Below are 18246 nucleotides of genomic sequence, written 5' to 3'. Positions count from 1 at the left end.
GTGGGACGTGGTGAGCTGACGGTGGCCTGGGGCCCGCCTCACTGCCCTACACCCGCCGCATGCACCTGCTTCACGCACCCGCCTCACATCGAGGCGGCTTCTTTCATCATCAGTAATTCCAGGGGGAACGATGTCTGCTCAGGATGCCATGAGCACGCCAAGATCACCGGACACGGGAGCACCGCCGGACGAACGCCCGCTGCCGCCTGCCCGGTCCAAGGGCAGCGCGGTTGGGGGCTGGGTCCTCACCATCGCACTGAACGTGGCGGCCCCGATCCTCACGTACAACGCCCTGCACGATCACGGATGGAGCGAGTTCGCCGCGCTGCTGGCCAGCTGTGTCTGGCCGGTGGTCGACAGCGCCGTGCACCTCGCGTGGCGGCGCCGCCTCGACGAGTTCGCCGTCGTGACCCTGGTGTTCCTGGTGATCACGGCCGTGGTCTCCCTCGTCGGCCCGCACTCGGCCGGAGCCCTTCTGATCAAGGACTCGGCCATCACCGGGCTCTTCGGCCTGCTGTGCCTGGCGACGCTGCTGGCTCCGCGCCCGCTCATGTTCTACTTCGGCCGCAAGTTCGCCACCGACGGCACCCCCGCGAGCACCTCCTGGTGGAACGGCCTCTGGCAGTTCGAGGGGTTCCGCACGACCGTCCGGACGATGACGACGGTCTGGGGCGCGGCCTACTGCCTCGAGGCACTGGTCCGCATCGCGCTGGCCTCCATGCTGAACACCGACACCATGGTGGCCCTCAGCCCCGTCCTGATCTACGGCGTCCTCGGCGGCCTTATCCTGTGGACGACCATGTACGGCAAGCGGGCGCGGCGCAGGGGCGAGGAGCACGCCGCCGCAGCCACCGCTCAGGGCTAGTACTCCAGCGGTAGATTGTGATCACGCCGGGGGCAGCGGCCTGGCGGTGGTAGTGGCTTGTTTGGGATCGGGCTTGGTGGCGGCGTCTCCAGTCGGCTCAGACCTCAACGACCGCACGGCCTGGGAACCGGCCGACCAGGCGGGTCTTCGCCAAGCCACCGATGCCGCAGAGCAGCTCCACCTCGCGTGGGAGACCGGATCCGACACGGTCTGAGCGCCGCCCGGCCCCGGCCCTACTGACAGCTCATTCGCGACCAGCCACCAACCGCCAGCAGGCCGTGCGGTCGTCAAGATCACGATCTACCGCTGGAGTACTAGGGCGCGTATCGAGTCTTGATCAGCGTGGTGCCCGGGATTTCCCCGTTCAGTTCTGCCTCTCGAGTCCCGCCAGCAGTGCGCGGGGGTCGAAGGTCGCCCGGATTCGGATGATCTTCCCGTCGTCCACGTGCATCCAGTTCGCCGTCGGGGTAGGTGGCGCAACGCTCGTGTACAGGTCGAACCAGCTGATCACTTCATCGCCTTCCGCTACCCGCACCTTCACGTCGATCTTCTCCAATACCTGACCGAGCCCCTTCAGCCCGGCGAGCGCCGCCTCTACCCCCGACGCCGTTCCCAGCGCTCCGACGAAGTCGACATTCTCGGCCAGCAACCCCCGCAAGGTATCGAAGTCGCCCGCCTCCCAAGCGGTGAAGTAGGTCTCGGCAAGCTCTCGCGCAGTCCTCGTCGTCATGCCTCCAGCCTCCAGTCATCCAATCCATCCGTCCAACAGATGAATCAGATGACACCTATCATTACTGGGTATGGAGATTCACCAGCTGCGCTACTTCGCCGCGATCATGGATGAGGGCACCTTCACCGCCGCAGCCCATCGCCTGCACGTAAGCCAGTCCGGCATCAGCACCCAAGTCGCCAAGCTGGAGTTGGAACTGGGCCAACAACTGCTCGACCGCTCCGGCCGACAAATCCGCCTCACCCCGGCCGGTAAAGCCGTTCTCCCCCTTGCGAGGAACGTCCTTGCCGCTCTTGAAGCCATCAAGCACACCGCCGACGAGTTCGCCGATGCCGTCCGCGGCCAGGTCCGTCTCGGCATGATCATGGGCTGCTCGATCCCGGCCTTCCTCGACACCATCGCCGACCTCGGCCATACTCACCCCGGCATCGAGCTCAGCCTTCACGAGGGCTACTCCGACGACCTTCAGACCCAGGTGCTTGCCGGCTCCCTCGATCTCGCCTTGATCGGCTACGCGGGCAGCGTCGCCCCAGGCCTGGAGGCGAGCATCGTCATTGACGAGCCGATTACCGCAGCCGTCCCTGCCGGGCACCCCCTCGACCGGCCGAACCTACGCCTCGGCGACCTACGGGGCGAGAAGATTCTCTGCCTCTGCCCGGGCACCGGCATTCGCGCCGCCTACGAAGACTCCTGCCGCAGGATCGGTCTCGGCCCACGCGTGGACATCGACGCCAGTTCTCCAGTCGCCCTACTCCGCCTCACCGAGCGCGGTGCGGGCGTCGCTGTGCTCAGCGCGTCCTCCATACAAGGCACCGGTCTGCAAACTGTCCCGCTCACCGACGCCGCCACGCACGCCCGGCTCGGACTTGTCACCCGCGGAGGTCAGCACTCCCCAGCTGCGCAGCTCCTGCGAACCAGGCTCCTCGCCGCTCTGCAAGCCTAGATATACACATATCGAACGGTGATCAACCTGCGGGACTCCCTCTCCCGCTGGCGTTTGATCCGGTATGCCAAACTGCGTGACGCGAGCGCAACTGACCGATGCTGAGTGGGAATTCATAGCTCCATACCTGCCGGTCGGCCGATGCGGACCATACCCCGAGCGGCTGCGGCAGCAGTTCGAGGGCGTGCCTGGCGGTACAGGACCGGCGGGCAGTGGCGGGAGGTGCCAACGGAGTTCGGTGCGTGGTCGACCATCCACAACCGCTTCCGACAGTGGCGCGACGCTGGCGTCTTCGAAACCCTGCCTGAGGGCATGATCGCGGAAGCCGCGAAGCGGCACGAGGTGGACCTGTCCCTGGTCAGCATCGATTCCACCACCGCGCGAGCCCATCACGACGCTGCCGGGATGCACCTGGACGAGGACTTCCTCACCGCTTTGGAGGAGGCTGCCGCTGCGGCGCAGAAGACCAGGCCAAAAGGGGCGGCTGCGACGAACAAACCGGCCAGGAAACCGAAGGAGATCCCAAGCGGGAAGAGCGACGGCGCATCCGGCGCCGACGCAAAATCCGGATGAAGGCCGCCCTGCTGGGACGCTCCAGAGGCGGACAGACCAGTAAGATCCACGTCGCTGGTGACCGGAAGTGCCGCCCACTGGCGCTCATCCTGACCGAGGGACAGGCCGCCGACAGCCCGCAGTTCATCCCCGTGCTGGGGAAGGTGAGGGTGCGCGGACCCGTCGGCCGTCCCCGTACCCGGCCCGGCGCAGTCGCCGGGGACAAGGCGTACTCGTCCCGTGGCAACCACGCCCACCTGCGTAAACGCCGCATGAAGGCGGTCATCCCGGAGAAGAAGGACCAGGCCGCCCATCGGAAGAACAGGGCAGCAGGGACGGTAGGCCCGTCAGCCACGACGCTGACCTCTACAAGGAACGGAACCCCGTCGAGCGGCTGATCAACAAGCTGAAGGCCTGGCGAGGCATAGCCACGCGCTACGACAAGACACCCGCCAGCTACCTCGCCGGCCTCCACCTTCGCGCCTCCATGATCTGGATCAAGGACCTCGCGCGGACCACCCTTTGATCACAACCAAATACGCGCCCTAGGTCCTTTCCCTTCGGTACATCGCAGGCTCGGCCCGGTGTGCCGCCGCGTGATGCCCATGGACGCGGATGCCACGACCATGGGCACCTCGGACGCCGCCGTCGAGCGGCCGTCGGTGCCGGGCGCGTGGTGGACGCGGCTGCGACGGCCGTCGTCAGCGGGCCGTGGGGGGCGGCCGAGAAGGAGCGTGCGGTCGGGATCGGTGCCGTCCAGGAAGGCGTGTCGGTCGCAGGATCGCCCACGCCGACCCGCTCCCCCGCACAAGGCGTTCGGTCCCAGCCCGACGCACCCCGACCACGACATCCGCTAGCGGAAACCGCTGTCACCGCAGGTCGGCCCTCGGCACGGACGCGCCGTCGGCACCGCTCAACGGCGACGCCTCGAAAACAGCGCGGTGAGCGTCGCGCACACCAGCGCCCCGAGCAGCAACCCGCCCCACGGCACTCCACCTGGCCGATGCGAAACCATCGCATACGCGAAGGCGCCCAGGCCGCCGCCCACCAGGAAGAATGCGAAGCCGCGCAGCGCGAACCGCCGTCGGGGCCGACCTGTCCCTGAAGTCACGCGGGCATTATCCACACTCGCCACACGTCGGCCACCGGCAGCGCCGAGGACGAGCCGCCGCCGGTGCGGACCGTGCTGCGTAGGGTCGGCAGGTCAGGACCGGGACGAGGCAGGTGCGTCGAGGCCGCGTGCGGCTACCAGCCGCGCGCTTCCGTCGGTCAGCCGGTAGCACAGGCCGATGACGGCGGTCCGGCCGGAGGCGACGCGCTCGGACAGGAGGCGGGAGCGGTCCAGCAGCAGGTCCACCGTGTGGCGGACGTGTTCTTCGAGGATGGCGTCGGCGTCGTGGTGCCCTGCGGCGTGAGCGGCAAGCACACTGGGGGTGACCCGTTCGACGACGTCCCGGACGTAGCCGGCCGGGGTCGTGCCGTCCTCGAGGGCCGTGCGGGCCGCCGCGACGGCCCCGCACGAGTCATGGCCGAGCACGACGACCAGTGGTGTCTCCAGCAGGCCGGCGCCGTACTCGATGCTTCCCAGGACCTCCGGTCCCATGACGTGACCGGCGGTGCGGACCACGAACAGGTCGCCGAGGCCGCGATCGAAGATGATCTCGGCGGCCAGGCGGGAGTCGGAGCAGCCGAAGAGGACGGCGAACGGGCGCTGGGCAGGAGCGATCTCCGTACGGCGCGCCGCGTCCTGGTTGGGGTGCTCGGAGCTGCCGGAGACGAAGCGCTGGTTCCCCTCCAGCAGCAGGTCGAGGGCTTCCTGGATGGTGAGAATCGGGGCGTCGGTCATGCCCGTAGGTTATGCCGACGCGGAGAGTCGCACCGGCGGGCCCTGCCTCCCGCGGGCTGTGCGCGGGGCGTCGGCCGTCGTCAGGCTGCGGCACCTCGCAGAGGGGCCGACGCACCCTGATCGCGGTCGGCTCGTACCGGCGCCGCCGGCCGCGAGGGAAGCCGTCGCCGGGAACCCTGGGGCAGGACATATCCGAGCCGGACCTCCCAGTAGCCGGCTTGCCGGGTGAGGGCGACCGCGGACAGCGGCGGCACGGTGAGGTGCCAGAAGGCCCTCGCCGGTACGGCCAGAGCGTGGATGAGCGCGGCCCGCACCACGGCTGCTTCGGTGATGGCCACCGCGTGGCCCGTGTCGGGCGGCACGCTGCGCAGCCAGTCCGCTGTACGGCGGCACAGCCGGCGTACGGACTCGCCTCCGTGTGGCGCGGCATCCGGGTCGGTGAGCCAGGCGCTGAACCCGTCGGGGTCGGTCGCGGCGACGTCGTCGAGCGTGCGGCCCCGCCATGCGCCCAGGTCGAGGTCGCGCAGGGCGGGCTCGGGTGCTGCCGTCAGGCCCATGGCGTCGGCGGTCTGCGAGCAGCGGACCGAGGGCGCCCGGACGGCCGCCTCGTGCGCGCGGAGCGCTGCTCTCGCAACGCCTGCCATCCGCAGGCCGCGCTCGTTCAGTGGCCCGTCCTCGAGGAGCGGATCGGCCTCACCGCCGGGCGGGCACAGAAACGTCAGGTGGATCGTCATGGGACCGACCTCCTTCTGGGCCCGGCACGGCTCCGGCTGGTGTGAGGCTCACCCGACAGGTGCGCGATCAGTCGGACCGGGAACCCGACCGTCGGGTGGACGGGGCAGCGAAGGCAACGGCCGACGCCACCTCGTCACTCACCTGCTCCACAGTCGGTGGAACGCCCCCCGCCGCACCATCCGCCAGGTGTCCGAAACCACCCCGCCACCCGGCCGACGCAGCCGCCTCCCGGTCCCCGCGGCCCGCCACCCGGCCGGCACGACGCGCCACCCCGCCCTCACAGCCCGTGCCCCCGGACGCGGGACCGGTCGCCCCCCGTGCGTCGCTCGGGCGACGGAGACCTGGGGGTACGACCGTCCGGCCGACGGGCGGCCGTGGCGGCAGAGGCCCTTCACCTGTTCCGTTCGACCGGCAGTTCCAGGCAGAGCTCGTAGCCTCCCTGCGCCGTGGGGCCGGAGGTGACGGTGCCGCCGAGCAGTTCGGCTCGTTGGGCCAGGCCGACCAGGCCGTGGTGGGCGCTCGGCAGGGCGAAGGCACGTCGGGTGGCGGCGGTGTTGGTGACGGTGGCGCGGAGGGCACCGCCCCGGTGGCTGATGCGCACGGTCGCAGAGGCGCCGGGGGCGTGTTTGCGGACGTTGGTCAGTGCTTCCTGCACGGTGCGGTAGACGGCGCGCTGGACCGTCGGTGGCAGCTCCTCGGGCAGGTCGGTCTCCAGCTTCGCCTCGATGCCGCTGGCCTCGACCAGCTGCTCCAGGTCGGCGAGGGAAGGTTGCGGGGTGAGCTCCGTGGGCCTGCTGCCGGAGGCCCGCAGAACGCTGACCATGTGCCGTAGTTCTTCCAGGGTCTGCACACTCAGACGGCGGATCGTGGCCGCGGCCTGTCTCGTCTCGGCGTCGTGGCTGCCCACCTGGAGCGCTCCGGCCTGTACGGCGATGAGACTGACCTGGTGGGAGACCACGTCGTGCATCTCCCGGGCGAGCTGGGCGCGCTCCTTCGCCAGCACGCTCTGGGCGGTCAGCAGCCGTTCGTGCTCGCGGGCCTCGGAGATGTCGGCGAGCCGCAGGGACAGTTCGCGTCGGGCCTGGACGAGCTGGCCGAGGAAGACGGGAGCGGCGGCGGTGGCCAGGGTGTAGCTCAGATGGAACAGGTTGTTCGTCTGCGACAGCTCGGTCGCGTCCAGGGAGGACCACGGCCACGGCATGAAGTCGATGACCGCGTAGGTCAGCGCGCAGCCGGCCAGCAGGAATCGGTGGCGGTTGAGCGAGGAGAGCGTGTACAGCGCGGCCATGGGGGCGACCACCGCGTCGGTGATGAGAGCGGTGGGGAGCGTGAGGGCGAAGGTCGTCAGTGGCAGCCGGTGACGCAGGAACAGGGAGACCGCGCCGAGCACCGCGCAGGCGGCAGCCGGTCGGTCCTCGAAGCCGACGTGAACCCATGCATCAGCCACCGCGAACCCGACGAGGGCGATGTCGAGCAGCAGAGCCGGCGGCCGTCGGGGACTCACCGGGCGCCCTCGTCCTGCGACGGACTGATCAGGCCCGCGCGCTCGGCGATCAGAGCCGCCTGGACGCGGCTGCTGACCTGCAGTTTGCCCAGCACGTTGGTGACATGGCCCTTGATGGTGCCGGTGCTCAGGTGCAGCCGTTCGCCGATGTCGGTGTTGGCGAGTCCTTCGGCCATGAGGACGAGCACGGCTCGCTCGCGCTCGGTCAGCCGAGCGGTGAGACGGATGGCGGTGGACTCACGAACGCTGTTGTCGAGGTAGCCGTCCACCACCAGTCGAGTGACCTTGGACGACAGCACGGTGCCTCCCTCGGCCAGGGTACGTACAAGGTGGGGAAGCTGCTCGGGATCGGTGTCCTTGAGCAGGAATCCGGCGGCACCCGACCGCAGAGCGGTCGCCACGTATTCGTCGGTGTCGAACGTGGTGAGCATGGCGATCACCGGAGCCTGCGGCATGCGGCGCAGGTCGGCCAGGATCGTGAGCCCGTCCACGTCCGGCATCCGGATGTCGAGCAGGACGACGTCGGGTTGCAGCTCCCGTGCGGTGCGCACGGCCTGGCCACCGGCTACCGCGGCGACGACTTCGATGTCGTCCGCCGCTTGGAGAATGTGCGTGAAGCCCGTGCGGATCAGGGCTTCGTCATCGACCACCAGTACCCGGATCACGTGCGCTCCGCTCGTCGCATGCCCCGATCGATGCCTACCCCCGCCGCGGCGTGCTCCCGGCGGCCGCAACGGAGAACCCGCCGGTTGGCGGTGTGCCCCGGCCGGTGGCCGGGGCACACCGGCCGGGCGCGAGTGACGCCGTCGAAGCGGTCCGGGCCGCGGGTACGACACCTCCCGGCGCCCGCCGGCAGCCACGGCGGCAGGCGTGACCGGCCTCGGTAAACAGCTCGCCTCGCCACCCGTGGCGCAGCCAGGACCTCGTCACTCGCGTCACTACTCTGAGCGACGGGACAGCACACGGCCCAGGACAGATCGGGAGACCATGGCCCTCGACCTCGACATCGACCGCATCCACCAACTCGTCGACGAAGGTGTCCGTGACAAGGTCTACCCCGGCGCCGTCTGGGCCGTCGGCGACCGCAACGGAAACATGGCCATCGGCACCCCGGGCGTCCTGGATCCCGACCGGCCCGACGAACCGATGCGGCACGACACCGTCTTCGACATCGCCGGCCTCACCCAGATCCTCGCGGTGTGGTCGTCCGTCGGATCACTCGTCGAGGACGGCGCCCTGCACCTCGACGAGCAGCTGGGGGACTTCTGGCCCGAGGTGAGCGGCCACCCCCTGGGCCGGGTGAACACGCGCCAACTGCTGACCCATTCCGCCGGCGTCCCGCCCCGAGCCGATCTCAAGGGCCGGTACGGCACCGACCCCAGGGCCATCCGCGAAGGCGTCCTGCACGAAGCCCTGCACCGTCCGCCCGGCGAGGCCACGGAGGGCACCGACCGCGCCGCCCTCATCCTCGGTTACCTCGCCGAGCACCTCTCCGGCCAGAGCCTCGACACTCTCGCTGCCACCCGCGTCTGGCAGCCCCTCGGCATGACACGTACCTGCTACGGCCCGCTGCCCGCCGAAACCGCCGCCCACTGCGCACCGACCGAACTCGACGACACCGCGGGATCCCACCTGAGGGGAACCGTCCAGGACGCCTCGGCGCGCCTGCTCGGCGGAGTCTGCGGCATCGCCGGAGTGTTCTCCGTCCTCCCCGACCTCGCGGCCTTCCTCCGCCACATGCTGCGGCCGGCCCGGGACGGCGGCCGGCCGGGCTTCGGCACCGGCTGGGTCCAGGAGTCGCTCCGGATCCAGACCGGCGGACTCGCCCCCGCCCGCGGGCTGCTGTGGCACCCCGCCCCGGGGACCGACCCCGCGAGCGACGACACCTGGGTGTACTACGGCTGCACGGGAACAGGAGCCTGGCTCTCCCCCAAGCACGGCCGCTGGGCGGCCCTGCTCACCAACAGGCTCCACTACACCAAGGACCGCGAGCCCCTCACCCGTGTCCGCAACGCATTCCGGTCACTCGCCTTCGCCTGACCGTCCGGAACGGGGAGTAGCCCGCACGGGGGAGGCAGGTCCTCCCTGCGGTTGATGCGGCCGATGGGGCGGTCCGGCGACGGTGGTCTCATGCTGATCAAGGACCCGTCGGCTGGCACGGCGCGACCGACCCCGTCCCGGGCGCTCGGTCGCCTGCGGGACGAATGGCCCGGGTACGCCGTTGCGATCTGGGGGTTCTCGTTCGCGGTCCCCAGCTTCGTCTGGGCCCTGGGCGGCACCTTCGGCGCGCGGTCGACGGTGTCCGCGTCGCTGGTGAAGCTGGCCCGCGACGGTGTGCCGTGGTTCCTTGCCGTCCTGTGGGTGACGGGCCTGCTCAAGCTCTTCGGGGCGGTGGTCGGCGTCGGCATGACGCGCCTGCGGGGCCCGCGGTTCAGCCGTTCCATGACGTTCTGCGGCGGCGGTGCGACGGTCCTGCTGGTCTGGCACGGCGCCCTCTTCGTCGTCCACGGCGTGCTGGTCGAGGCCGGCGCCGTCGCTGTCGAGTCAGGTCTGGTCGGGCTGACGCGCTGGTACCTGTACCTGTGGGGGCCGTGGTTCATCGTCGGCGGCCTGGCGTTCGCCGCCGCCGCGGCGCGATATGTGCACCGACTCCAAGTGGAGCGCACGGTACGGCTCTACGGTGCTGCGGGTGCCCTCGGCGCCCTGCTCCTCTCACTGGTGGCCACGGCCACCGGGATCGGCTAGGAGCAGGGAGGGAGCCGACGCGGGGCGTATTCCGTGCGCCGCTCGGGACCATGGCCGACCAGAAGCGGAACCAGACCGAGCATTTTTCGAGAAGCGCCGGCGCCGGGGCTGCCTCTACCTTCGACGGTATGACTTCCATCGACTCCGTCATTCTCGAAGTGGCCGACGCCACGGCTGCCGCCGGCTTCTACTCCACCGCCTTCGGACTGGACTCCTCTCAGGTACGCGTGCGCGCCTCCGAGGCACCGACGACCGGCTTCCGCGGTTTCACGCTGTCCCTCGTGGTCTCCCAGCCGGGCAACGTCGACGCCCTCTTCAATGCCGCCCTGGACGCCGGCGCCACCGTCCTCAAGCCCGCCTCGAAGTCGCTGTGGGGCTACGGCGGCAGTCTGCAGGCCCCGGACGGCACGATCTGGAAGATCGCCACGTCGAAGAAGAAGGACACCGTTCCGGTCAGCCGGTCCTTCGACGAGCTCGTGCTTCTGCTGGGCGTCGAGGACGTGAAGGCCAGCAAGCAGTTCTACGTCGAACAGGGTCTGAGCGTGGGCAAGAGTTTCGGCGGCAAGTACGTCGAGTTCGCCACCGACTCGGGTTCCGTGAAGCTGGCGCTGTACAAGCGCAGCGGTCTCGCCAAGGACGTCGGGGTGCCGGCCGACGGCTCCGGGTCGCACCGGCTCGCCCTCGCCAGCGCCGCCGGCCCGTTCAGCGACCCCGACGGGTTCGTCTGGGAAGCCACCGCCTCCGTGACCGCCAGCGCCTGAGCCCCCGGGCGGCCCGGACGGCGGGGCAGCGTGCACAGCGGGTCGCCTCGGGCGATCAGGTCCCCTGGCCTGCCGGGGGCCGGCGGCTGATCGGGTGACCGGCTGCGGGTGCCCGGGGCAGGGAGGCTCGGGCAGGACGAGCCGAGCATCCGGTGGGCCGAGCACCGGAACGACGACTGCCCCTGCAGGCCGACGCTCCAAGGCCCACCGAACTGATGCCGGGCAGCAGGCCCGACGCGGCGGGCCGCTGTCATGGGACGTTCCATGCGGAGAGGAACGGTTGCCCGTCCTCGGTGGCCGGAGAACGCAAGGTGCCGGGATGCGGGTGCCCCGACAGTCGGCTGTACGCCGCGTCCAGACCCGGCCAGCGCACGGTGAGCACGCGTGCCAGATGACCGTGAGCGACCACGGCGACATCACCGTCGCTCAGCAACGGCCTGATCCGGTCCAGCACCGCGTCCGTCCGCGCGGCCACCTGCTCGAGCCGCTCACCTGGATGGTCAGGGCCGCCTGGAATCACGCGTCCCGCCACAGGTCCCGACCCGGCCGGGTCCGACGGAGCTGCGCCGCGGTCATGCCCTCGTAGCCGCCGTAGTCCTACTCCACCAGGTCGGCATCGGGCCGGACACCGGTCAGTCCCGCCAGCTCGGCCGTCCGCAGGGCGCGGCCCAGCGGGCTGCTGAACACGGCGACCAGCGGACGTCGGGCCAGCCGCGGAGCGAGCGCCTCGGCGGCGGCCTCACCCGCGTCGGTCAACGGGACATCGGTGCGTCCCGCGTGCCGGCCCGACAGGCTCCACTCGGACTGGCCGTGCCGGATCACTATCAATCCCCCCTCGGGTGCGCACGCTATCCGATCATGTGACACGGCGCGCCGCTTCACGGGACAGCCCCGGCCGGGGAGAAGGCGGCAGAGGGGAGCCGTCGAGTGTGTCGTACCGGTGTGGTCACTTTTTGCGGATCGACAACCGCCGGCCGGTCGTTCCGTCGGTCACGGTCCTCGTCCCGAGGACGGTGTGCAGGGTCGCGCGGGCCGGGCCGATGCGCGCGTCTGCCGGACAGACGACCCCCGGTCCCGTGCGGGTGGTGATGCGCACGGTGAGCACGACGGACTTTGGTGTCTCGGACACGTGGAGCCGGGGCAGGCTGTCGCACCCGCCGGACTCCGCGACGACGGTGAGCGTGCGATCGTCTCCGCTCACCCTGACCGGGCGGGTGATCGCCTCGTTCCTCGTGACCGTTTTCGCTCCCGGCGCTGTGGATGTCGAACATCCCGTCAGGACGACCAGGACCGCGACGGTCACCGACACAGCGCGACGATCAAACTTGTGGGTCTTCATAGTCAACAGACGCCGCTACGAACGGATTCGTTCGACCGTGGCAGGGGTGCTGCCGAGCCCGATCTGCCACGTCCGAACGGGCGACCATGACATCCTGCTCCGCGTGATCGATTCCTCCGCCGACGACTGGTCCTTCGCAACCGCGCGCGAGCCGGCCCGATTCGGCGCGGGCGAGCGCGACGATGTCCCCGGCGTCGAGCACGCCATGACGGCCGGCGGAACGTTGTGCGGCCTCCCGGAGGACCAGGTCACCCGCTACAGGCACCTGTTCGCGCCGCGGGACCCCCTGGCGTGTCCGCAGTGCCGTCGGCAGGCTGCCGCCGCGCCGGCAGAGCCGAGTGCCCAGGAACGACTGCACGACCTGGTGCTGGCAGCCGCCCCCGGGACGGCTCGAGACGACCTCCTCGCCGGGCTGGCGAAAGGCGCGAAAGTCGGCCTGTGGCTCCACGGCCCTTCCGCGGCCCTGGCCCGGCACTACGCCGAGCTCGACACCCTCACCGAGGGCGTGGGCCCCGTAGCCGAGGCATTCGACGCCGCCACCACGATCGGCCTGGCTCGTGTCGAGGACGGCTCCTGGCGCTTCCTGGTCGTCCTGCCGGACGACGGCGGCCGCCCGCTCGTCGCACGCGGGCGGCACGAGACGGGCTGACGACGTCCGGGCAGCCGGCCCCTACCGCTCCGTGACGGTGGCCGTGGGGTCGGTGGCTGCCTGTACGAGGTTCTCCTCCAGGCGTTCCAGCGTGCGCAGGGCCGCTGTGCACTCCTCGTCCGAGAGACCCGTCGTCGAGAGGGCCTCGAGCCGGCTCCAGACCCTCTCGACCTCGCTGCGCAGGGCGTGGCTCGCGGCTGTGGGTTCGATCAGGGAGGCGCGCTTGTCGGTGGGGTCGGGGCGGCGGCGGACGAAGCCGGCCTGTTCCAGGCGCCGGACGGTGCGGGTCATGGTGGCGGCGTCGGAGTCCAGCAGGCGCACCAGGGCGGCCTGCCGCTGGGGGCCGAGCTCCCACAGGTGCATCATGACCAGCTCCTGACCCGGATGCAGGCCGATGCGGCGCAGCAGCTGTCCGGCGAACATGCGGTGCAGACGAGCCAGCCGGAAGATCGCGTGGCTGATGGGACCGCCGCCCGCTGCGGCCGGCACCGGGACAGTGGCCTTCTGAGCCGCGCCTGCGTGCCCCGTGTCGGGGTCCGGCGTGGACTGTGTCATCTTCTTTCCTCGCTTCCCTGCCCGATCAATCGATTCTAGCCTCCAGGCCGGGCGGCTCCTCCCTTACGCGACCCCGCGCCTGAAAAAGGGCAGATCGCGCGGCGTGTCGCCCATCACAGTCCTCTCCGGGAATGGACGCGGACCGGTTACCTGTTCGGACAGGTGATTTACTTGTTCGGACAGGCAATCGACCGGTGTGGCCCGATGAGATCGGGCCGCAGCGCACCACTCACCCCGAGGAAGAGGCCATGACCACTGCTTTCGATCCGATCGACCTGGGCGGCAAGCGCCTGACCAGCCGCGTCGTGATGGCGCCGATGACCCGCAGCCGCGCCTACGGGCCCGGCGCCGAGCCGACCGAGCTGATGGCGACGTACTACGCGCAGCGCGCCGGCGCGGGGCTGATCGTCACGGAGGGCATCCAGCCCTCGCCGGTCGGACAGGGTTACCCCGACACCCCCGGCCTGCACACGGCCGGGCAGGTGCGGGCCTGGCGGACGGTGACCGACGCCGTGCACCGTGAGGGCGGCGTGATCTTCGCTCAGTTGATGCACACCGGCCGGATCGGTCACCCGAGCCTGCTGCCCGACGGTCTCGTACCGGTGGCACCGTCGGCGGTGGCCGCCGAGGGCCAGGTCTTCACCCACGCGGGCCCCCAGGACTTCGTGACCCCGAGGGAGCTGAGCGAGGCGGAGATCCGCCAGACCGTCGACGACTTCACCGACGCGGCCCGCAACGCCGTCGACGCCGGGTTCGACGGCGTGGAGATCCACGGCGCCAACGGCTACCTGGTCCACCAGTTCCTCGCCTCCAACACCAACCGGCGCACCGACGCCTGGGGCGGCGGCACCGAAGCCGGATCCGCTTCCCCGTCGAGGTCGTCACGGCCGTGACCCAGGCGATCGGCAGCCACCGGGTCGGTCTGCGGATCTCGCCCGGGAACCCGTTCAACGACATCTCCGAGGACAACCCGGCCGAGGTCTACCCCGCGCTGCTCGACCGGATCGCCGACCTGGACCTGGCCTACCTGCACCTGATGGAGGGGCCGGACCGCGACCTGACCTCCCGGCTGCGCAAGGCCTGGCCCGGGACGTTCGTCCTCAACCCGTTCACCCACCCCGACGCCACTGGCCCCGACGCACTCCGGCTGATCGAGGACGGCAGCGCGGACATGGTGGCCTACGGAGCGCTGTTCCTGGCCAACCCCGACCTGCCCCGGCGTCTCGCCGCGGGCGGCCCGTTCAACACGCCGGATCCGTCCACCTTCTACGGCGGCGACCACCGCGGCTACACCGACTACCCCACCCTCACCGACTGAGCGACGGCCCGCGCGAGAGGGCCGCACGGTGAGTCGGAGGCGTGCGGCCCTCTTCTCCACCGGCCGGTGGCCACGTCCGAGGCGCTGACCTGGTAGGTCGCCGCGGAGCGGGTGAAGGCCGCGGCGCCGCAGGGAGTCGACCTCGCCTTCGACGCCTCCGGGCGGGCGTGCCGGCCGACTCGGTCACCCTGCGGCAAGGTCGTCCTGCTGCCCTGATCCCGCTCCCGAACAGCCCGGGGCGCCGCCGTACGACGGGCGGCGCCCCTTTCGGGTCAGCGGGCCTTGACCTCGTCCGCGTCCAGACCGCGGTCGATGCCGTGGGAGACGACCGCCTGACCCGGCTCGAGGCGCAGACGCTCGCCGTCGGGACGCACCTCGACCTTGTCCGCCTCGAACGACACCAGGTCGCCGATCCGGTCGACCTCCCGGTAGGCGGGGCGCAGCCGGGTCTCGTCGATGTCGGCGCGCGGGACGTACCAGCGCGGGGCGAATCCGGCCTCGTAGAGCACGACGGGGTGCTCGGACCGGGCGATCACGGTGTCACCGAGGCGGACTTCCAGGGTGCGGGAGGTGTCGCGGCTGTCGAGGCGGTGGTAGGGGTCCGCCGCGTGTCCGAGGACGCATTCGTCTTCCTCGTAGAAGGCGTCCATGGCGCGCCATGGCGAACGCGACGCGGCCCTTCAGCTCGGCGACGTGCCGGGGCGGCACGCTGAATTCCCAGGCGGCGCGCTCGGTCGTGCGGTCACCGGCATGCACCGCGTACCAGGTGGTGTCGCCGAGGTCCTCGTGGTGGGTGACCTTGTCGCCGGCGGCCAGGGCCTTGTCGTCGACGTCTTCGCGGGGGAAGCAGGCGACGGGACAGCGGCCGGGTTCGTGCCGCAGGACGAGTTCTCGCTGTCGGCGATCCAGGTGCCGTTGAACTTCACGCGCATACGGCGGCGCAGCCGCTCGGCGAACAGGAGGCGCTCGGGCACGGGCTCGGGGGTCAGGAAGTGTCCGACCGCGCCGGCGGAGAGGGGGCCTTGTTGCCAGGACAGTCCCATGGCGGTTCCTTACGGTGGAAGCGTGTGCGGGTGGCTGCGCCCCGGAGGGCTGTTCGCAGAGGCCGCTACGTCCTGGGTGTCAGGCGAGGACGCGGGCGAGGAAGTCGCGGATGTGCGCGGTGATGGTGTCCAGGTGGCTCTCCAGGGCGAAATGCCCGGACTCCAACAGGTGGATCTCGGCTTCCGGCAGGTCCTGGCGGAACGCGGTCGCGCCGTCGGAGCCGAAGATCTCGTCGTTGGCGCCCCAGACCGCCAGGAGCGGGACCTGGGAGTCGCGGAAGTACCGGTGGACCTTGGGGTGGAGGTCCACGTTGGTGGGGCAGTCGCGGAAGAGCTTGAGCTGGATCCCGTCGTTGCCGGGCCGGTCGAACAGCGCCTGGTCGTGGAGCCAGTTGTCGGGGCTGACCAGGCTGGGGTCGGCGACTCCGTTCACGTACTGCCGACGGGTGGTCTCGAGGGTCAAGTCCTGCACGTACATGGCGAACCGGTCGATGCCGAGCTGCTGGAGCAGGCCGGAGGTGACCTCGGTGAGGGCATCGAAGGTGTAGGGGAAGTCCTGCGGCGAGGGCATCGCGGACTGGCCGAACCCGATGTGGTCGGGAGCGACCACGTGGTAGCGGTCGGCGAGCGCCGGGATCAGATGCCGGAACATGTGCGAGCTGGTCGGGAAGCCGTGCAGGAGGACCATGGCGGGCGCGTTCGGATCGCCTGCCTCCCGGTAGAAGACCTGGAGTCCGTCGACGGTGGCAGTGCGGTGGTGAACTGCGGGAACCATTCTCCTAACCCCTATTCGATGCGTTACCGGTTACACATCCAGTGGAGCAGGCTCTACCTAACCTTTCAATGCGCATTCACTGGTTATAGGGGTCGGGGGGCGTCGCCCCCGAGCAGCGGGAGGGCGATCGCAACGACGGCGTCACCGAACACAGGAGGTCCGCGATGGCGACGCTGATGTCCGTCAACGTAGGGATGCCCGAGGACGTCGCCTGGCAGGGAAGGACCGTCCACACCGGGGCCTGGAAGTCTCCGGTGGCCGGCCCCCGGATGGTGCGGCGGCTGAACGTCGACGGGGACGGCCAGGGCGACCTGGCCGGGCACGGCGGCGAGATCCGTGCCGTTCTCGTCTACCAACTGCAGTCGTACCAGTACTGGCAGAGACAACTCGGCCGCGACGACCTGGCGTTCGGGATGTTCGGGGAGAACTTCACCGTCGACGGCCTGCCCGACGACGAAGTGTGCATCGGTGACCGGTACCGCATCGGCGAGGCCGAGTTCGAAGTCACCCAGCCGCGCGTCACCTGTTACCGCGTGGGCATGCGCCTGGGCGAACCCGCCATGGCCGCCCTGCTGGTGGCCCACCACCGGCCGGGCTTCTACCTGCGGGTGATCACCGAGGGACGCGTGCAGGCCGGCGACGAGATCACCCTGACCCGCAAAGGCCCCGAAGAACTCAGCGTCGCGGACACCGACGCGCTGCTCTACCTCCCCGACCGCGATCCCGCGAAGTTGCGCAGTGCACTGAACATCCCCGCGCTCAGCCCCGGATGGCAGCGGTCGTTCCGTGAACTCGCCGCCGCCCGGCAGCCCGGAGCAGAGCCTGCGTGGCCGGGCTTCAAGTCGATGCGCATCGCGCGCATCGTCCGTGAGACCCCCACCGTCTCGTCGATCTACCTCAACACCACCGACGGCACACCGCTACCAGAGGCCCGCCCGGGCCAGTACCTCTCCGTCCGCCTCGCCATCGGCGATGCCGCTCCCACAGTGCGCAGCTACTCCCTGTCCTCCGCTCCGTCGGCCGACACGTACCGCATCAGCGTGAAGAACGAGCCCCATGGCAAGGTCAGCAGCTACATCCACGCCGCCCTCCACCCCGGGGACCTCGTGGAGATCGCCGCCCCCCGCGGGACGTTCGTGCTCGAAGCGGGCACCCGCCCGATCGTCCTCGTCTCCGCGGGGATCGGCGCCACCCCCGTACTGGCCATGCTGCACCGACTCGCCGCCGCACGAGACCCACGCCCCCTCTGGTGGATCCACACCGCGCACGACCGCGTCCACCACGCCTTCGCGGACGAGACCCACACGCTCCTGGCCCAACTCCCCCACGCTCACGAGTACGTGTACTACACCGCCGCAGCCGCCCCCCACTCCCAGTTCGACGAACCCCACATCACCCAGGGACGGCCGACCGCCCGGTCACTCGCGGCCATGGGCCTTCCCACCGACGCCGACGCCTACGTCTGCGGGCCGACCGCCTTCATGGACGACATCGGCGGCTACCTGCGCGAGCACGGTCTGCGCCCCGAGAGGATCCGTACGGAAGAGTTCAGCGCCCTGCCCGCCATCAATCCGGGTGTCACCCCCGGTGCGGCGGTGCGGCCCCACCGACCCCCCGGTCCTCCGGGCACCGGCCCCCTCGTCACCTTCGCCCGCAGCGGCATCACCACCCCGTGGTCATCCGCCCGCGCGTCGCTCCTCGAGCTCGCCGAAGCCTGCGACATCCCCACCCGCTGGTCCTGTCGCACGGGCGTCTGCCACACCTGCGTCACCCACCTCGTGGCGGGCGGCACCACCTACACCACCCCGCCCCTCGAACTCCCCGAGCCCGGCACCATCCTGGTCTGCTGCAGCCGACCCACCAGCGAAGTCGTCCTCGACCTGTAG

17 protein-coding genes and 3 pseudogenes are annotated in these 18246 nt (G+C 70.5%); 9 read left to right on the top strand and 11 right to left on the bottom strand.

The annotated features are described in order from the left end of the window. Positions 1–148 precede the first annotated feature (148 nt). Positions 149–865: a VC0807 family protein gene (locus tag ACIHEJ_RS38455; protein WP_400142503.1), complete on the top strand. Its 717-nt coding sequence runs from the start codon at positions 149–151 to the stop codon at positions 863–865. Between the two features lie 364 nt (positions 866–1229). On the opposite strand, the gene ACIHEJ_RS38450 is transcribed toward ACIHEJ_RS38455, so the two are convergent. Further along, positions 1230–1595 carry a nuclear transport factor 2 family protein gene (locus ACIHEJ_RS38450; RefSeq protein WP_400142502.1) on the bottom strand — a complete coding sequence of 122 codons (366 nt, stop codon included), beginning with the start codon at positions 1593–1595 and terminating at the stop codon, positions 1230–1232. A 70-nt stretch (positions 1596–1665) separates the two neighbouring features. Between ACIHEJ_RS38450 and ACIHEJ_RS38445 the strand changes: the two genes are divergently transcribed. Together ACIHEJ_RS38445 and ACIHEJ_RS38440 are read left to right on the top strand one after the other, a co-directional pair. Further along, complete coding sequence (locus ACIHEJ_RS38445; RefSeq protein WP_400142501.1) at positions 1666–2538, top strand: LysR family transcriptional regulator; 873 nt, start codon at positions 1666–1668, stop codon at positions 2536–2538. A 76-nt stretch (positions 2539–2614) separates the two neighbouring features. Next, positions 2615–3616 (top strand): annotated as a pseudogene (locus ACIHEJ_RS38440) (IS5 family transposase). A 678-nt stretch (positions 3617–4294) separates the two neighbouring features. On the opposite strand, the gene ACIHEJ_RS38435 reads toward ACIHEJ_RS38440, so the two are convergent. The 4 genes from ACIHEJ_RS38435 to ACIHEJ_RS38420 all read right to left on the bottom strand — a co-directional run bounded on the left by ACIHEJ_RS38435 (position 4295) and on the right by ACIHEJ_RS38420 (position 7840). Continuing rightward, on the bottom strand, positions 4295–4936 hold the full coding sequence (locus ACIHEJ_RS38435) for a carbonic anhydrase (protein WP_400142500.1): 642 nt from the start codon (positions 4934–4936) through the stop codon (positions 4295–4297). 80 nt (positions 4937–5016) lie between these two features. Then, a complete protein-coding gene (locus tag ACIHEJ_RS38430) occupies positions 5017–5670 on the bottom strand; it encodes a histidine phosphatase family protein (protein WP_400142499.1) in 654 nt (217 codons plus the stop codon). Between the two features lie 392 nt (positions 5671–6062). Next, entirely contained in the window at positions 6063–7175 is a 1113-nt protein-coding gene (locus ACIHEJ_RS38425) for a sensor histidine kinase (RefSeq protein ID WP_400142498.1), read from the bottom strand. Further along, entirely contained in the window at positions 7172–7840 is a 669-nt protein-coding gene (locus ACIHEJ_RS38420) for a response regulator (RefSeq protein ID WP_400142497.1), read from the bottom strand. Before ACIHEJ_RS38420 ends, ACIHEJ_RS38425 begins: the two co-directional genes overlap by 4 nt. Positions 7841–8162: 322 nt before the next feature. Here ACIHEJ_RS38420 and ACIHEJ_RS38415 point away from each other — a divergent pair, with 322 nt between their 5' ends. The 3 genes from ACIHEJ_RS38415 to ACIHEJ_RS38405 all read left to right on the top strand — a co-directional run bounded on the left by ACIHEJ_RS38415 (position 8163) and on the right by ACIHEJ_RS38405 (position 10681). After that, positions 8163–9215, top strand: a complete 1053-nt coding sequence (locus ACIHEJ_RS38415) for a serine hydrolase domain-containing protein (RefSeq protein WP_400142496.1) — start codon at positions 8163–8165, stop codon at positions 9213–9215. A 90-nt stretch (positions 9216–9305) separates the two neighbouring features. Further along, positions 9306–9920 (top strand): DUF3995 domain-containing protein, encoded by a 615-nt coding sequence (locus ACIHEJ_RS38410; protein WP_400142495.1) that lies wholly within the window; start codon positions 9306–9308, stop codon positions 9918–9920. A 128-nt stretch (positions 9921–10048) separates the two neighbouring features. Next, positions 10049–10681, top strand: coding sequence for a glyoxalase (locus tag ACIHEJ_RS38405; RefSeq protein WP_400142494.1), 633 nt, complete (start codon positions 10049–10051; stop codon positions 10679–10681). Positions 10682–10931: 250 nt separating this feature from the next. Here ACIHEJ_RS38405 and ACIHEJ_RS38400 read toward each other — a convergent pair. Together ACIHEJ_RS38400 and ACIHEJ_RS38395 are read right to left on the bottom strand one after the other, a co-directional pair. Next, positions 10932–11533, bottom strand: a pseudogene (locus ACIHEJ_RS38400) (histidine phosphatase family protein). A 94-nt stretch (positions 11534–11627) separates the two neighbouring features. Continuing rightward, complete coding sequence (locus ACIHEJ_RS38395; RefSeq protein WP_400142493.1) at positions 11628–12020, bottom strand: hypothetical protein; 393 nt, start codon at positions 12018–12020, stop codon at positions 11628–11630. Positions 12021–12123: 103 nt separating this feature from the next. On the opposite strand from ACIHEJ_RS38395, the gene ACIHEJ_RS38390 reads away from it, so the two are divergent. Beyond that, positions 12124–12669: a hypothetical protein gene (locus ACIHEJ_RS38390; RefSeq protein ID WP_400142492.1), complete on the top strand. Its 546-nt coding sequence runs from the start codon at positions 12124–12126 to the stop codon at positions 12667–12669. Positions 12670–12690: 21 nt separating this feature from the next. Here ACIHEJ_RS38390 and ACIHEJ_RS38385 read toward each other — a convergent pair whose 3' ends face one another. After that, a complete protein-coding gene (locus ACIHEJ_RS38385) occupies positions 12691–13224 on the bottom strand; it encodes a MarR family winged helix-turn-helix transcriptional regulator (RefSeq protein WP_400142491.1) in 534 nt (177 codons plus the stop codon). Positions 13225–13472: 248 nt separating this feature from the next. Here ACIHEJ_RS38385 and ACIHEJ_RS38380 point away from each other — a divergent pair. Then, positions 13473–14542 (top strand): annotated as a pseudogene (locus ACIHEJ_RS38380) (alkene reductase). Positions 14543–14814: 272 nt separating this feature from the next. On the opposite strand, the gene ACIHEJ_RS38375 reads toward ACIHEJ_RS38380, so the two are convergent. The 3 genes from ACIHEJ_RS38375 to ACIHEJ_RS38365 all read right to left on the bottom strand — a co-directional run bounded on the left by ACIHEJ_RS38375 (position 14815) and on the right by ACIHEJ_RS38365 (position 16360). After that, entirely contained in the window at positions 14815–15192 is a 378-nt protein-coding gene (locus tag ACIHEJ_RS38375; protein WP_400142490.1) for a DUF427 domain-containing protein, read from the bottom strand. Further along, on the bottom strand, positions 15083–15358 hold the full coding sequence (locus ACIHEJ_RS38370; protein ID WP_400142555.1) for a DUF427 domain-containing protein: 276 nt from the start codon (positions 15356–15358) through the stop codon (positions 15083–15085). Before ACIHEJ_RS38370 ends, ACIHEJ_RS38375 begins: the two co-directional genes overlap by 110 nt. A gap of 306 nt (positions 15359–15664) precedes the next feature. Then, entirely contained in the window at positions 15665–16360 is a 696-nt protein-coding gene (locus tag ACIHEJ_RS38365) for an alpha/beta fold hydrolase (RefSeq protein ID WP_400142489.1), read from the bottom strand. 164 nt (positions 16361–16524) lie between these two features. On the opposite strand from ACIHEJ_RS38365, the gene ACIHEJ_RS38360 reads away from it, so the two are divergent. Beyond that, positions 16525–18246 (top strand): MOSC domain-containing protein, encoded by a 1722-nt coding sequence (locus ACIHEJ_RS38360; protein WP_400142488.1) that lies wholly within the window; start codon positions 16525–16527, stop codon positions 18244–18246.

This window comes from Streptomyces sp. NPDC052301, assembly GCF_044593395.1.
Taxonomy (GTDB): Bacteria; Actinomycetota; Actinomycetes; order Streptomycetales; family Streptomycetaceae; genus Streptomyces.
The sequence above is the reverse complement of the archived record's forward strand: the minus strand, read 5'-3'. Positions and strand labels throughout refer to the sequence as shown.